The sequence below is a fragment of the Lyngbya confervoides BDU141951 genome (assembly GCF_000817775.3).
In the GTDB taxonomy this organism is placed as follows: Bacteria; Cyanobacteriota; Cyanobacteriia; order Thermosynechococcales; family Thermosynechococcaceae; genus Lyngbya; species Lyngbya confervoides.
In genome coordinates, this window is record NZ_JTHE03000061.1 from 121311 (window position 1) to 134857 (window position 13547).

At 54.0% G+C, this 13547-nt stretch carries 14 protein-coding genes; 6 read left to right on the forward strand and 8 right to left on the reverse strand.

Annotation, left to right across the window (positions count from 1 at the left end):
* Nucleotides 1-2: 2 nt before the first annotated feature.
* The 4 genes from QQ91_RS11240 to QQ91_RS11255 all read right to left on the reverse strand — a co-directional run bounded on the left by QQ91_RS11240 (nt 3) and on the right by QQ91_RS11255 (nt 4492).
* The gene (locus tag QQ91_RS11240) at nt 3-1391 is read right to left on the reverse strand and encodes a cation:proton antiporter (RefSeq protein ID WP_166275115.1); all 1389 of its coding nucleotides are present in this window, start codon (nt 1389-1391) and stop codon (nt 3-5) included.
* Nucleotides 1392-1553: 162 nt separating this feature from the next.
* On the reverse strand, nt 1554-2294 hold the full coding sequence (locus tag QQ91_RS11245) for a DUF502 domain-containing protein (protein WP_166275117.1): 741 nt from the start codon (nt 2292-2294) through the stop codon (nt 1554-1556).
* Between the two features lie 123 nt (nt 2295-2417).
* Nucleotides 2418-3143: an HpsJ family protein gene (locus tag QQ91_RS11250; RefSeq protein WP_166275119.1), complete on the reverse strand. Its 726-nt coding sequence runs from the start codon at nt 3141-3143 to the stop codon at nt 2418-2420.
* Nucleotides 3144-3301: 158 nt separating this feature from the next.
* The gene (locus QQ91_RS11255) at nt 3302-4492 is read right to left on the reverse strand and encodes an HhoA/HhoB/HtrA family serine endopeptidase (protein WP_166275121.1); all 1191 of its coding nucleotides are present in this window, start codon (nt 4490-4492) and stop codon (nt 3302-3304) included.
* Between the two features lie 147 nt (nt 4493-4639).
* Between QQ91_RS11255 and QQ91_RS11260 the strand changes: the two genes are divergently transcribed.
* The 4 genes from QQ91_RS11260 to QQ91_RS11275 all read left to right on the forward strand — a co-directional run bounded on the left by QQ91_RS11260 (nt 4640) and on the right by QQ91_RS11275 (nt 8359).
* Nucleotides 4640-4993 (forward strand): phenylpyruvate tautomerase MIF-related protein, encoded by a 354-nt coding sequence (locus QQ91_RS11260; RefSeq protein WP_166275123.1) that lies wholly within the window; start codon nt 4640-4642, stop codon nt 4991-4993.
* Nucleotides 4994-5144: 151 nt separating this feature from the next.
* Nucleotides 5145-5351: a DUF2949 domain-containing protein gene (locus QQ91_RS11265; protein WP_166275125.1), complete on the forward strand. Its 207-nt coding sequence runs from the start codon at nt 5145-5147 to the stop codon at nt 5349-5351.
* Between the two features lie 169 nt (nt 5352-5520).
* A complete protein-coding gene (locus QQ91_RS11270) occupies nt 5521-7740 on the forward strand; it encodes a phosphoketolase family protein (protein WP_166275127.1) in 2220 nt (739 codons plus the stop codon).
* 133 nt (nt 7741-7873) lie between these two features.
* Nucleotides 7874-8359 (forward strand): hypothetical protein, encoded by a 486-nt coding sequence (locus tag QQ91_RS11275; RefSeq protein WP_166275129.1) that lies wholly within the window; start codon nt 7874-7876, stop codon nt 8357-8359.
* 63 nt (nt 8360-8422) lie between these two features.
* On the opposite strand, the gene recF is transcribed toward QQ91_RS11275, so the two are convergent.
* Complete coding sequence (recF, locus tag QQ91_RS11280) at nt 8423-9541, reverse strand: DNA replication/repair protein RecF (RefSeq protein WP_166275131.1); 1119 nt, start codon at nt 9539-9541, stop codon at nt 8423-8425.
* A 73-nt stretch (nt 9542-9614) separates the two neighbouring features.
* On the reverse strand, nt 9615-10244 hold the full coding sequence (locus tag QQ91_RS11285) for a ribonuclease D (protein ID WP_166275133.1): 630 nt from the start codon (nt 10242-10244) through the stop codon (nt 9615-9617).
* A 99-nt stretch (nt 10245-10343) separates the two neighbouring features.
* Between QQ91_RS11285 and QQ91_RS11290 the strand changes: the two genes are divergently transcribed.
* Entirely contained in the window at nt 10344-10613 is a 270-nt protein-coding gene (locus QQ91_RS11290; protein ID WP_166275135.1) for a YciI family protein, read from the forward strand.
* A 20-nt stretch (nt 10614-10633) separates the two neighbouring features.
* Here the strand turns inward: QQ91_RS11290 and QQ91_RS11295 are convergent, their stop codons facing one another.
* Nucleotides 10634-11527, reverse strand: a complete 894-nt coding sequence (locus QQ91_RS11295) for a phosphatidate cytidylyltransferase (RefSeq protein ID WP_166275137.1) — start codon at nt 11525-11527, stop codon at nt 10634-10636.
* A gap of 338 nt (nt 11528-11865) precedes the next feature.
* On the opposite strand from QQ91_RS11295, the gene QQ91_RS11300 reads away from it, so the two are divergent.
* Complete coding sequence (locus tag QQ91_RS11300; RefSeq protein WP_166275139.1) at nt 11866-12192, forward strand: STAS domain-containing protein; 327 nt, start codon at nt 11866-11868, stop codon at nt 12190-12192.
* Nucleotides 12193-12239: 47 nt separating this feature from the next.
* On the opposite strand, the gene QQ91_RS11305 is transcribed toward QQ91_RS11300, so the two are convergent.
* Nucleotides 12240-13463: a SpoIIE family protein phosphatase gene (locus QQ91_RS11305; RefSeq protein ID WP_166275141.1), complete on the reverse strand. Its 1224-nt coding sequence runs from the start codon at nt 13461-13463 to the stop codon at nt 12240-12242.
* Between the last annotated feature and the right edge of the window lie 84 nt (nt 13464-13547).

Sequence of the window (13547 nt, forward strand, 5' to 3'; positions counted from 1 at the left end):
CCCTAGTTCGAGGCATCTAAACTTTGCTCTGGAGCTTCACTCGATTTCAGCGCCAACTGCAGGAATGGCGGAGCAATAAAGGTGGTCAAAATCACCATCACAATAATGGCGGCCTGCAGTGCTGGAGAAAGGGCACCACTGGCAGCCCCAATCCCCGCAAAGACCAACCCCACCTCACCACGGGGAATCATCCCCACTCCCACCGCCAATCGATTCACCGGTTCATTGTTCCCCACAATGCTCCAGCCACTAATCACCTTCCCGACAATGGCCACCACAATTAAGAAGCCCGCAATAATTAACCCCTCCCGGTTTTCCGGGACTACGGGATTCAGCACCCCAAGATTCACCTTGGCCCCCACCGTCACAAAGAAAATGGGAACCAGCACGTCGGCAATCGGCCGCACCTGCTCATCAAGTTCCTTGCGGGTATCGGTTTCATCCAGCACCAAGCCAGCGGCAAAGGCCCCTAGAATAGCCTCCAGGTGGATCGCATTGCCCACAAAGGCCATGAAAAAGGCAAAAATAAAGGCTGGAATCACCAGGTTGCCTCGGGTTTTCAAGGTTTGAGCCAGGGAAACAAAGGCTTGATTGAAAAATTTGCCCAGTAAAATAGCCCCCAACAAAAAGACCGTTGCCCCCACAATCAGGAACAAAACGTTCATCAGGTCTACTTCTCCAGTTTTGGCGAGGCTGGCCACCACCGCCAGGACAATAATGCCCAAGACATCATCAATAACTGCAGCCCCAACGATAATTTGGCCCTCCCGCGACTTGAGATGCCCCAATTCGGACAGCACTTTGGAGGTAATGCCAATGCTGGTGGCGGTCAAGGCCGCTCCGGCAAAGATGGCTGGAATAGCCGGAACATGGAACAGGGCAATCAGCCCCAGAGTTCCCGCAGCAAAGGGAGCCGCAACCCCAACACAGGCCACAATGGCGGCCTGATAGCCCACTTTCCCCAGCTCGCGCAGCTCAGACTCCAGGCCAATTTCAAAGAGCAGAATAATCACTCCAATTTCTGCCAGGACGGAAATGACCTCGCTTTGGGTTTTAAAAATTAAGTCTGCCAGCTCATCGGTCATGGGTTCAATTAGATGGATGACCGACATTAAATTGGAATTGCTGGCGGTAATACCATCCTCTGGGAACAAAATCAGCTGAAAGGCTGAAACCCCCACCAGCACCCCGGCAATTAGCTCTCCCAGAACCGGGGGCAAACTCAGATACCGAGACAGCTCTGCTCCTAGCTTACTGGCGAAATAAATCACCACCAGGCTTAACAGAACCCCGGTAAGAATCACAGGGCCAGCTTCAGATTCAGAAGTAATCGCAAGTAAAGAGGGAAAATTCCCAGGAATTAGAGTCCGAAAAACTTCAATTGGCGGCATAGAGGCGTAATGTCCTTAACGTACCCTTCATCGATTCCTCAAGCCCCCAGAAGATAGAACCAAGGTCAACTGGCTTTATCGTGAGGCATCGGTTTAGTCTATTACAAAAATTGGTCTCCACGACCATCAGCGGATACGGTTTAAACCAAAGAATAAATCCACTCAGCTAGAAAGCTGGGGGTGAGTCGCAGGGGATTCGGAAACCACAGGGTCGCCGGAGGATACGGAATCGCTTTTTCCAGGGGGAATCTGGGCGATCGCCTCTAAAAACTTGTGGAGGTTGGGCGTAACAATTCCCCCCGAGATCACCAGCTTGAAGGCGTCCTCCACCGGAATTTTCAGATCAATCACTTCCCGTTCTGGAACAATGGAGTACCAGCCTGTGGTGGGGTTGGGAGAGGTGGGGATAAACAAGCTGAGCATCGTTTCGGGCAGATCAGGGGCGACGGCTTCTCCCAGAGTGCCCGTCACAAAGGCAATAGCCCACAGTCCAGGGCGAGGATACTCCACTAGCACCACCCGACGGAATCGCGTTCGAGAATCCCTCAGGATGGTTTCTAAAAGCTGCTTTAGAGTTTTGTAGACGGACCCAGCCAGGGGAATTGCCTGAACCGTTTGCTCCCCCGTATTCAAAAGCCACTGACCGACAATATTACGCGCCATCAGACCAATGGCCAGGATGCTGAACAGCGGAACTGCAAACCCAATCAGTAAGTTGATCAAGTCCAGCAAGATGGGGTGCAAGTCCTGGAAGGGATTAAGCTGCTTGGGAATCTTAGTGAGAAAGGTGACGACACCAATAGCAATGGTGACGGACAGCCAGATAGTCGTTGCTAGCGGGATAACCACCAGCAGTCCGGCAATGAGATCATTCTTTAGGTCTTGCTTGAGACGCTCGAACACTAGATCGCCAGGAAAAACGCAGGAAAAGAATCGGTCGATAATGCTAGCTTAGCTATTTTTTGCAAAAGTTTGCAATTGAGGGAACCGCTGGGGATCGCCTATGGTAGGCGAATTTGGGCCTAGCTACCCCTTCAGCACATTGCGCAACCCCGTCCAGCCCAATACCGCAAAGGCCACGGCGAGAAGAGCACTGCGAAATTCGGCCCGCAGCCGGGCAACGAGGGCTTCGGAGTTGGCTTTCTTAATCGCTTCGGCCTTCTGCTGTTGCACATTGGTTAATTCTTGCTGGGCACGCTGCTCAATCACGCTGGGATTTTCCTTGGCCTGCCTCAGCAGTTCCTTCTGAGCCTCAGGAATTTGCTGATTTTGCAAAATTTGATCCGCTTGATCGCTGCTGGCCAGGGCAGAGAGCTGCTGCTGTCGAAGCTGAATTTCCTGCTGGGCCCGCCCTTCCTCTTGATCGTACTGTTCAATGGCGCTACTTAAAATACTCCCCGTGGTATTGAAGTGGAACGGAATCAAGATTAAGTACAGTAATCCAAGCAGACTGGACACCACAAAGAGCCAGAATCGACCATCTTTAAGAGGACTCTCTTGGCTAGGAACCGTGGCGTCAGTGCTGGAGTGAAATAGGGTGCCAATATAAATGAAAACCAGCCCTAGTAAGGGCGTCACCCCACGATCAATCAACTCGTTGAGAAAGTTTTGTTGCCAGGTTAAGTTCTCAAACTGGGCCGTAAACAGCCGAATCCCAAAGTCAAATAGGTAGGTAAGCAGCAGCAGCGTGCCGATTATCCCTAGAATTAGGGTACCCTGGTCGCGTAACGGATTTTTTTCCAGCGTTTTCATAGACCTTTTTATGCCAGTGAGGCCTATTATGGCATTGCCTGGGTTCCTGCTCAATGGCAAGCAGGGGTACCGGGCCTCGCACTGGGACCTTGGGAAGGATTGATCACCCCGCCTTTGGGCCCTGCAATCCAGTGTAAGATTCCGCCAATGGGGATGGGTTAACCTGGGGATCGAAAGGACTCCGGCGAGAGAGTGCCCAGGGTCAGCTGTAGATTGCGCCTTTCTCCTTCATGGTTAACCTGCAGGCGCAGCACCTCTCCTGGCTTAGACTGTTCGACGACCGCCTGAACCTCAGCAGAATCTTGAATAGCCTTGCCATCAATGGATTGAATAATATCACCCGGTTCTAACCCCGCTTTTTCAGCCGGGGAGTCCCGAACCACCTCGAAAACTAAGACCCCCTGATCGCTATTCACCTGTAGATCTGGGTTTTCTCGCCGCAGGCGTTCCACCAGGGCTGGCGTTAGGTTGATCATTTTGACCCCGATGTAGGCTCGTTCCACCGTTCCACTGGTCACAAGCTGATCGGCGATATCTTTGGCTAGGTCAATGGGAATCGCAAACCCCAACCCCTGCGCTCCGCTGATAATAGCAGTGTTCACGCCAATGACCTGTCCAGCTTGATTGAGTAGTGGCCCCCCAGAGTTGCCAGGATTAATGGCGGCATCGGTCTGAATAAAGTTCACTCGCTGGTCTGGAATTCCCACTTCTGAGCTAGAGCGACCGGTGGCGCTAATAATTCCAACGGTGACGGTATTGTCCAGTCCCAGGGGATTACCAATGGCGATCGCCCATTCGCCGGGCTGAATCGCCTCCGAATTTCCCAAACTAAGGGTGGGCAGGTTATCCGCTTCAATTTTGATCACGGCCACATCGGTCAGGGCATCGGCGCCTAGAACCTTACCCTCTAACTGACGACCATCCTTGAGAACCACCGTCACTTGATCGGCCTCCTCCACCACATGGCGATTGGTCAGGACCAACCCTGACTTATCGTAGATAAAGCCTGAACCCGTCCCGCGCTCTACCCGTTCCGAGGGTCGCTGATTGGGCAACCCAAACAGGTCGCCAAAGAGGGAGTTAGGCTGCCGACTCACGGTCCGAGAAGCATTAATGCGCACCACGGCTGACCCGACCTGATCGACCACATCGACTACAAAATTAGGGCTAGGGCTAATGACGGGTCGAGAATTCGGGGGGGTCGGGGAACCACTGGGGGTTAGCGGCAGTTCCGGCGCTGCATTATCGGCGCGCTGGGTTTGGCATCCTCCGACCACCAGCCCCAGCACCAAGAGGGAAAGCCACCATTGAGCCTGGACACCAGAAAAAGCTTTCCGAAGAATGGGCATAGTAAACAACACCGCTAACGCTGTGTTCAATGTGCCACAGTCTTGTCCTCCACGTCATCTGGGCCTCCCGACCCGAATGGACGGTTTTCCTCCCCTCCTGGCAGAGGGTAAGATGACGACGAGCGCTATCATGCGAGGACTGTACCTATGCCCTTACTCAAAATTCAAGCTTCGGTTGCCACCCCCGACCCATCGCAGGTCAATCGTCTCTTGAAACAGCTATCCTCTCAACTGGCCAACCATTTGCATAAGTCGGAAGCCTACGTAATGACGGCCTTTGAGGCAGACATCCCCATGACCTTTGGGGGCAGCGAAGCCCCAGCATGCTACCTGGAAGTCAAGAGCGTAGGGACTATTAGCCCCCTACAAACCCAGGCCATCAGCCAGGACCTCTGCCAGATCCTTGAGGACGAGCTGAAGATTCCCAAAAATCGCATCTATATTGAATTCAATGAGTCTAAGGGATCGCTATGGGGTTGGAATGGAACCACCTTTGGCTAAGGGGAAGGCCTTGCGCAAGGAACCGGCGTTAAGAGCAGTGAGGTAGGGCAGCGAGGTTTTGTCTGTATTTCCAGATACAGCTTTTTGTGTCCAACCCTGGTCGGTCGTGAAATCATCTGCTAGGATGCTGAGACTTCAACGATTCAATTGCATGTCCAAGACCCTGGCCCCCCAGCTTATTCATTATCTTCAGCAGGAATTGCATCTTTCTGAGGAGGCGATCGCCCTAGCGTCTCGTCAGTCGTTTTCCTTTTTAAATCAATTTCCCATTGTGCTGTGGCAGCGGGGTCTGGTTTCCCTGGAACAAGTTGACCAAATTTTTGACTGGCTCGAAGACTCTCGGCCAGCCGAGTCTTAACACCAGAGTTTTTGCACCCGAGGGCCGGGCCCCAGAGGCACGGCCACCGAACGGCTAATCCTGGATAAGGTTCAGTGGCTTTGTACGGGGTCAGCCATCGGGACTTATCCAGGGTAGACTCTTAATAGAAATCAATGTACTTTCTTATTGTTATTGATATTTTTCTATTATGACCGTCGCAGTTGAATCCCCCTCCCCCCTGGCCTTTACCGAAGGCATTCAATATTTTGGAGACCCCTGGCCAGAGTTTGAGACCCTGGGACAGAGGCCCGTCATTGCCCAGCAGTCCCAGGCCATCGCGGATTCGACGGATCGTGCCGCGGTTTACCAGAGCTTACTGGCCGCTGATGCGCTGCGATATTTAGTGTTACAGATGACGGCAAGCAAGTCCTCAGGGCATCCAGGGGGATTTGCAAGCTGTGTGGAGGCCTATGTTGCCCTGTTAATGCTGGGGCATAAGAATGTGTTTACCGAAGTCGGACACCATGCGCCGGGGTTCTACGCAGCCATGTTCATGGACCAGTCCCTGGAGGAGATGGGGATTACCACGGTCCAGCATCTCCGCGATCGCTTTCGGGAGCGCCACGGCCTCTTGGGTCACCTATCTGGTCAAATTCCAGGACTGCTGGGTCCAGCAGGGCCTCTTGGGCAAGGGCAGCACTTTGCCATGGCCGCGGCGCTGCTACACCGCAATCGTCTGTTTCCCTTTACCCTAGGCGACGGGGGATTGGGAGAACCCTATGTCATGAGCAGCATGGGTCATTTTCACACGGCCTATCCCCAGGTCACGAACTTTTTGCCTGTACTGGCCTGGAATGGGTTTAGCCAGGAGCACCACAGCATGGTCTCCACCCAGTCCAACGAGGCCATGACGGCCTACTGGAAGGCCCAGGGATTTGACACCGTCATTTTAGTGGACGCCAAGGCGTTTGATCGAGACGGTGAGCAAAGCGGTCCCTACGTCGACAGTACGGCCTTCCCCTTTGAGCAGCGCCTGGCCTTTATGGCGGCGGTTCTGGAGGCCGCCCAGACAGCGGCCCAGTCTGCCCTAGGCGGCCGTCTGACGGTGCTGATCCTGAAACAGCTTAAGGGAGCCGGAGTCCATGCCCGCGGCGCAAAATCACACAATCTTTATGCCCACCACACCTTAGACAATCCTGAGATCGTAGCGGCACTGAAGGCCCGCGCCTTGCCGCCCCAAGCCTGGGAGATTGTGCGTCAGAATTTGAGCCGGGCAGGGGGAGGACCCGCGGCAAAAACGGTGGTCACCGAATCAGTGCTGCCTCTGCCTGAAATAGGCCCCTTGCCGCTCGAGGAATTTGCGATCGCTGGAGAGCCCAAGGTTGCCACCACTGCCATGGGAGCGCTGGTGGCCAAAGTGGGGCAGATCGATCGGCGCTATCTGGTCACCAATGCAGATGGCAACGCAGCCTCTGGGATTGGCAACATCAACCAGGCCTTGAAAATTATCCATCCCACCGCAGACGATGATTATTTCCAAGGTCCCAACGGTCAGGTGTACGAGCCCTTAAGTGAAGATGCCTGCGCGGGACTTGCGGCCGGTCTATCCCTGCTCGGAGGTCGAGCGCTGTGGTGTTCCTACGAGTCCTTTGCCATCAATGGCTTACCAATCCTCCAAACCGTCACCCAGGCCATGGCGGAACTGCGGCGGCCAACCCCATCCATTGTGACGCTGTACACCGCCGGAGCACTGGAGCAGGGGCGCAACGGCTGGACCCACCAGCGGCCAGAGGTTGAAAATTACTTCGCGGCCATGATGCGCAATGGCAATGTTTATCCCTTATTTCCCATTGATGCCAATAGTATTCAGGTGACCTACGAATGGGCCTTGGGGACGCACAACAAGGGAATGATCATCACGGCCAGCAAGTCGCCGCTGCCCCTGCGCATTACCCTTGCCCAGGCCCGTCAGGGAATTGAAACGGGGGCGGTGGTGCTCCAGGATGTTCCGGGCACAGAACAGGGCAAGGTGCTGACCTTCGCCGTGATTGGCGATATGACTCTGATTCCGGTGTTTGAGGCGGCTGCCTCCCTGGAAGCCGAAGGGTACGGCGTTCGGATTGTTTCAGTGATCAACCCCCGACGACTTTATCGTCCCAGCGATGTGGCCTGGGAATCTTGTTCAGAACCCGATGGTGTTTTCTTGAACGATTCACGCTTTGAGGCGCTGTTTGCAGGAGATGCATTGATTGGGGTCACAGGAGGAGCCAGTGCCATGCTAGAGCCTATTTTATTGCGAAGTTCCCTAAGACGCGATGTCTTTGCCTGGAAGCGAGGAGAAACGACCGCCAGTGCTGGAGAGTTGATGGCCTTTAATGGAATCACGGCGGAAGCCCTGACCAAGCGTGCCCTGGAATTACTGCACTGAGCCATTCATCGCTCCCCCAAGATTCCCGACAGGGTTTTTGGAGCTGAATTTTACAAAATCTTGTGAATTTCGCAAACACTGAGTAAAATTACGCCCATGTCTAAGGACTGCGTGTTTGATGAGGAGAAGGAGCATGATTCAACCCCGTAAGCTAGCGCTGGTGTTCACGACCGCTGGACTCTTGGCGTTGACAACCGCCTGTGGCGAACAGGTGGAAAACGTCACGGATCAAGCCCAGGAGGCCACCTCTGAGGTTTCAAAAACCGTTGAAGGGGTCCAGAAAAAAGTGAGCGAGACGGCGGAAACGGCTAAACAGGAGGTCAGCGAGTTAACGAGTCTGGCCGGTGGTGCCGCCAGCTTTAGAGAGAACGCGTCTAACACCTTGGCGGCGGTTCAGGAGGGAGATTTCGACCGAGCAAGGACCGAGGTCGAAAAGCTCCAGAAGTCCTGGTCGGGGATTTCTGACCAGGTAAAAGAAAAGTCTGGGGAGACCTACACCCAAATTGAGACGAATCTTGAGACGCTGAAGACGGAGATTAATTCTGAGAGTCCTAATCAGGATCAGCTTGTGGCGACCGCCAAGGATTTAATTGCCAGTATCACAGGCATCAGTCTGTAGGTTAGCCAATCAAAGTTCACGGTGGCGCCTCTGCCCTGGGCAAGGGTCTTGGGGATAGGATCGTCAGGTTAAAATCTGCCCCTGGGAAACCGTCAGAATTTCTGCCGATTCTAGCCAGTGGGCATCAAAGGCACCGAGGTGGGTAGTGGTAATGATGGTTTGGAACCGATCTTGGATGGCCTCTAACAACTGATTTTGCCGCTTAAGATCCAGCTCAGCCAACACATCATCCAGGAGCAAAACGGGCGGTTCGCCAATCACCGATTCAATGAGCTGGAGTTCAGCCAGTTTTAACGCCAGCACCAGGGTACGCTGTTGTCCCTGGGAACCATACTGCCGCGCTGGAGTTTCATTGATGGTGAGCTGCACATCATCCCGATGCGGACCCACCAGCGTCATGCCCTGGGACTGCTCCGCGATCGCCCGCTGGGACAACCGGTCCAAAAAAGTTGCATAAATCTGATCTGGCCCTTCGGTTTCCCAGGGAACGCTGGGCAGGTAGTTCAGGTGAAGCTGCTCAATCTGACCACTGATGGCGCTGTGCCAGGACTGAGCCAGGGGCTGCAGGCGATCCATCAGTCGGATGCGGCGCTGCATGACCTTAGCGCCAATGGTGGCCAGCTGCTGGTTCCAAAGCTGAAGCTGCTGCGGGTCTAGGGGACGGTTTTCCTCGCGTCGATGCTGCTTTAAAAGTGCATTGCGCTGTTTGAGGATATGGTGGTACTGCTGGGAGAGATAGGCATAGATTGGCTCTAGCTGAAGGAGAACCGCATCTAGCCAGTTGCGGCGCTCTGTAGGCCCCCCGCGAACCAAATCAAGATCCAGGCTAGAGAACTCCACCGTATTGAGAGCACCAAGCACATCGAGATGGCGTCGTTGGGGCTCACTATTGAGGGTCAAGGTGCGGCGCCCCCTAGAGCGCAGGGTCAGACTTAAATCAAGCTGACCGCTGTCGCGCAAAATCTCTGCCAAAATTTGTCCCTGGGTTTCATTTTCACGGACTAGATCGCGATCGCGGGAGGTGCGGTGCGATCGCAGGGTCGAAAGGAGTTCAATGGCTTCCAGCAAATTGGACTTCCCCTGGGCATTTTCCCCCACCAGAATGGTTTTCGGAGCTGAAAAGCCCAGCGTTTGTTGAGCATAGTTCCGAAAATTAACCAGAGCGAGGCGATTTAAATACACGGGAATCCTTCAGCTTGCGAGGGAACCAAGTTTGATTCAAAGCCGTGAGCAGCTGCCAGATTGCGGAGGCCCATCAATGCTCAAAGATGTTCTCGAAGTGCATCAAATCCAGGGTCACAAGGGTGGGAAGGCACTCGAAGCAAGATTGCGCCAAACTCAGGCGCTGCTCTCGATGCAGCATCCCCTTGAGCTGATCTTGCACCGCAATGAGGTAGCGAACATCGTTGCTGGCATAGCTCAACTGTTCGTCGGAGAGTGCCCGAGCATTTCCCCAGTCAGAACTCTGGGCGCTTTTATCCAGTTCTATGCCCGTCATTTCCCGCACCAGTTCCTTCAAACCATGGCGAGAACTGTAAGTGCGCACCAGCTTACTGGCAATTTTGGTGCAAAATACAGGCTGGGTGACAATGCCTAAATGATGGCGCAGCGCGGCCATATCAAACCGGGCAAAGTGGAAGATTTTTTCCACAGCTGGACTCTCCATCAGCTGCTGCAGTTGGGGCGCGCTGGTTTGGCCTTGCTCAATGCGCACCACACTAATTTGACCTTCCCCATTGCTGATTTGAACCAGGCACAGACGGTCGCGGTGGTGCCGCAGACCCATGGTTTCCGTATCCACCGCCAGGCGATCGCAGCTTAAATAGGCCGCTGTCGCCGCCGCGCTGAGATCTTGATCAAAAACCTGAAACTCCTGTAACCCCATGCCATTGCTCTCAAGAAACTTGTCCTAGGGCATTGTGCCACGATCTCGAAGCGTCTGTGGGTATAATTTTGAGGCTGCTGTTGGAGATGCAATTCACCAATGCCTAAGTACGTCATGTGGGGCCATTATTGTGACAATGTGCTGGAGAAACGGGCTCCCTACCGAGAAGCCCATCTAGCCGGATTATCAGCTCAAAAGCAAGCGGGCACCTTACTGACCCTGGGACCCACTCAAGATACCACCATGGTATTTGGCCTGTACGAAGCCGAATCCGAGGCCCAGGTTCGCGCCTGGGTAGAAGGCGACCCCTATTGGCAACACGGCATTTGGACAGACTATCAAATTCGCGAGTGGATTCAAGCCTTCTAAGGAGACAATCAGCCCCGTGCTTACGGACGAGAGGACTCCAGCAGAGGAATGAGGATAGTGACAAAGTAATACACCAGAGGGGCAGTGAATACATAGCTATCTGCGCGATCCAGAATGCCCCCATGCCCTGGGATCAGCTGGCCGGAATCCTTAACCCCTGCATCTCGCTTCATCATCGACTCAGTCAGATCGCCCAGGAGACTAGCGACCCCAATCATGCCGCCCCAGGCCAAACCCGTCCCCCACCAGAAAGGCCACTGCAAAACAGCCGCCCCGGAGATCCCAATCCCGATGCTGCCCAGAATGCCAAAGGCGGCCCCTTCCACCGTTTTTTTAGGACTGATATTCGACAGTTTAGTCCGTCCGACCCAGCGCCCCATGGTGTAAGCCCCAATATCGGCAGCCCAGATACAGAAAAACGCCAGCAGGGTGACCTTAAATCCAAGGGGAAAACGGGTGAGATCGATCCAGTTTTGCGGCCAAAATCCATGGAGAGGCAGGTTGCTCACCTCAGCATTTCCCACCGTTCGCAGCCGGACCCAATAACTGGGCAGGTAACCACTGTAAAAAAGGCCAAGAATGGAGGCGGAAATATCGGCAATTGACGAGAGCCTGGGCTGGAAGAGTAAGTAAAAGCAGATCAGCGACCCTGCCACGGGTAAAATGGCGTCTGCAAACACTTCGTTGGGAGTCGAGGCCGTAGCGTTGGCCACGATCAGTAAACCCTGACTCACAATCATCGTGGTTTTAGCCGCTGGTAGCGTGCCCTTGGCCTTCACAAGCTGGAAATATTCGATCTGTCCCAAATAGACCAGCAGGCAAAAAATGAGCGTGAAGTACCAGCCCCCTAAGAGAGTCATGCTTAGGGCAATGATGATGGCAACAATACTGCTAAAAATTCGGGTCCAGGGCATATAGGTGGGGAGACAAATGATGATTCCAGCCGCAGGATTGCTGCAATGACTCTGAAGGCAGGTTAACGTTCCGTTATCCTATTTGTTAAGCATTGTGGGAAATCTTTAGACTTTCTGATCAACAGCAAACCCGACCTGTGGGGGAGAAGTCCACTCAAGGGAAGACTAGCGGGATACAGACTGGGATTTCCACCGCCAGCAGCTGTGTCACAATGGTTTGAGTTGGCCTTATCCCTCGTGTCGGGTCAGACCCGTGGGCAACTCAGGCCCTTGAGAAAACGTTGAGTCAAGAAGCCGTTCAGTCAAGAGAACCCGTGATCCCAATGGGGGCCTGTTCCATGAACCATCCAACGCTTTATACCATCGAGCCCACTGGCAGCTTTGACAGCAGCATCGCCCCTGAGCTTCGCCGACAAGTTCAAGCGGCTCTGACCTCATCCGCGACACTGGTCATTTTAGACTGTCAAGGGGTTTCGTTTATGGATAGCTCTGGCCTGGGTGAGCTGATTTTAGCCTACAAGTCGCTTAAGCAAGCTGGCATTGGCCTCCTTCTTTGTGCCATTAATGAGCAGGTTAAAACTTTGCTGGAGTTGACAGATTTAGCTCAAATCTTTGAGGTCTTTCCCAGCCGTCATGAGGCGGAACAGAGTTTACTAGCGGTTTAGGGACAACAGGGGCTCAGACAACAGTCAAAACCTCAAGGATCCAACCATCAACCAAACCGAACCCTAAGCAGAGATAAATCATCGGTAAAGGTGGGGGCGGCGCAGCGCGATCGCAGCTGCTGAAGGAGGCGATCCAGGGAAAGGGGCTGCTGCTGGATAAGTTGCTGAAATTGATCCAGGCCCCAAATGTTTCCCTGGGCATCCGGGAATTCGTAGATTCCATCGCTGAATAGATAGAGAGTGTCGCCTGAATCTACCCCCTGACAGGCGTTGCAATAGTTCTGCCCCTGAAACAGACCCACCGGGAGTCCAGGGGTCTTCAAGCATTCCAGGTCAGGAACAGCGGCGAGCGCAGAACGGGAGGGGGCAGATACCGGGACGGGAGAGGGTTTCAAAAGTAGAGCGGGAGGATGACCCGCACTGGCATAGGTGAGACAGCGATCCTGAGGCTGATAAACCCCATACCAAATGGTTAAATATTTGTTGTGGTGATTTTCCATAGGGAGCCGTTGATTCAGGGTGCATAACACCTCGGCAGGGTTGAGCAGATCGACTTGCTCAGGGGGGTGTCGGAGCTCATTTAAAACGCCGATGGCCATCAACGTTGCGCTCATCCCGTGTCCTGACACATCTAGCAAGTAGAGCACCAGCGATCCGGAATGGTGCCAAAAATAATCAAAACAGTCCCCGCCAAGATGTTGAGAAGGCAGAAACCGAAAGTCAATCTTGAGCGGGGTGTGCATCGGTGGGGGAAGCTGTGAGCGAATATATTGGGTGGCTTCTTCCAGCTCCGCTGCCAGAGTTTGGTTTTGAGCAACGATGATCTGATTTTGAAGCACTAGGGTTTGCTGCATCTGGGAAGTTCGGATTCCGGCTTTAACGCGGGCTAACAGCTCAGCCTCCAAGATCGGTTTGCTCAGAAACTCATCGGCCCCTGCATCAAGGCCCTGAATGCGATCGCTCACCCGCGCCTGGTGCTGTAGACAGATTTGATAGGTGTAGCAGCATTGTTGACGCAGATAGCGACAGAGCTGGCCCGACCCACTCAGGGACCAGTCTAGAAGTGCCAAAGCAGGGGGAGTCTGGGTCATCAACGCAATGCCTCGCTCCGCCGTTTTGGCTAGGGCAACCTGATAGCCTTGATCCGTGAGAAGCTGGCGCAGGCGACGACGCACCAGAGGATCTTGCTCAAGAATCACGACATGGGCCGGAGCGGGCGGCGGTGTGGCGGATCCCCCTGCGGCAATAGTTCTGGCTGGCAACCCCGACATAACCCACGAGTTCCCGGCTTGACGGGAAAAGACTGGTATTCTCCTACTTTATTGCCAACTAGGGCGTAAAAAGCGGTCCTGTAG

Excerpts from the sequence above, each read along its gene's own strand:
- QQ91_RS11240 (WP_166275115.1), bottom strand. The coding sequence starts at position 1,391 with ATGCCGCCAATTGAAGTTTTTCGGACTCTAATTCCTGGGAATTTTCCC.
- QQ91_RS11250 (WP_166275119.1), bottom strand. The coding sequence starts at position 3,143 with ATGAAAACGCTGGAAAAAAATCCGTTACGCGACCAGGGTACCCTAATT.
- QQ91_RS11255 (WP_166275121.1), bottom strand. The coding sequence starts at position 4,492 with ATGCCCATTCTTCGGAAAGCTTTTTCTGGTGTCCAGGCTCAATGGTGG.
- QQ91_RS11260 (WP_166275123.1), top strand. The coding sequence starts at position 4,640 with ATGCCCTTACTCAAAATTCAAGCTTCGGTTGCCACCCCCGACCCATCG.
- QQ91_RS11265 (WP_166275125.1), top strand. The coding sequence starts at position 5,145 with ATGTCCAAGACCCTGGCCCCCCAGCTTATTCATTATCTTCAGCAGGAA.
- QQ91_RS11270 (WP_166275127.1), top strand. The coding sequence starts at position 5,521 with ATGACCGTCGCAGTTGAATCCCCCTCCCCCCTGGCCTTTACCGAAGGC.
- QQ91_RS11275 (WP_166275129.1), top strand. The coding sequence starts at position 7,874 with ATGATTCAACCCCGTAAGCTAGCGCTGGTGTTCACGACCGCTGGACTC.
- QQ91_RS11285 (WP_166275133.1), bottom strand. The coding sequence starts at position 10,244 with ATGGGGTTACAGGAGTTTCAGGTTTTTGATCAAGATCTCAGCGCGGCG.
- QQ91_RS11290 (WP_166275135.1), top strand. The coding sequence starts at position 10,344 with ATGCCTAAGTACGTCATGTGGGGCCATTATTGTGACAATGTGCTGGAG.
- QQ91_RS11295 (WP_166275137.1), bottom strand. The coding sequence starts at position 11,527 with ATGCCCTGGACCCGAATTTTTAGCAGTATTGTTGCCATCATCATTGCC.
- QQ91_RS11300 (WP_166275139.1), top strand. The coding sequence starts at position 11,866 with ATGAACCATCCAACGCTTTATACCATCGAGCCCACTGGCAGCTTTGAC.
- QQ91_RS11305 (WP_166275141.1), bottom strand. The coding sequence starts at position 13,463 with ATGTCGGGGTTGCCAGCCAGAACTATTGCCGCAGGGGGATCCGCCACA.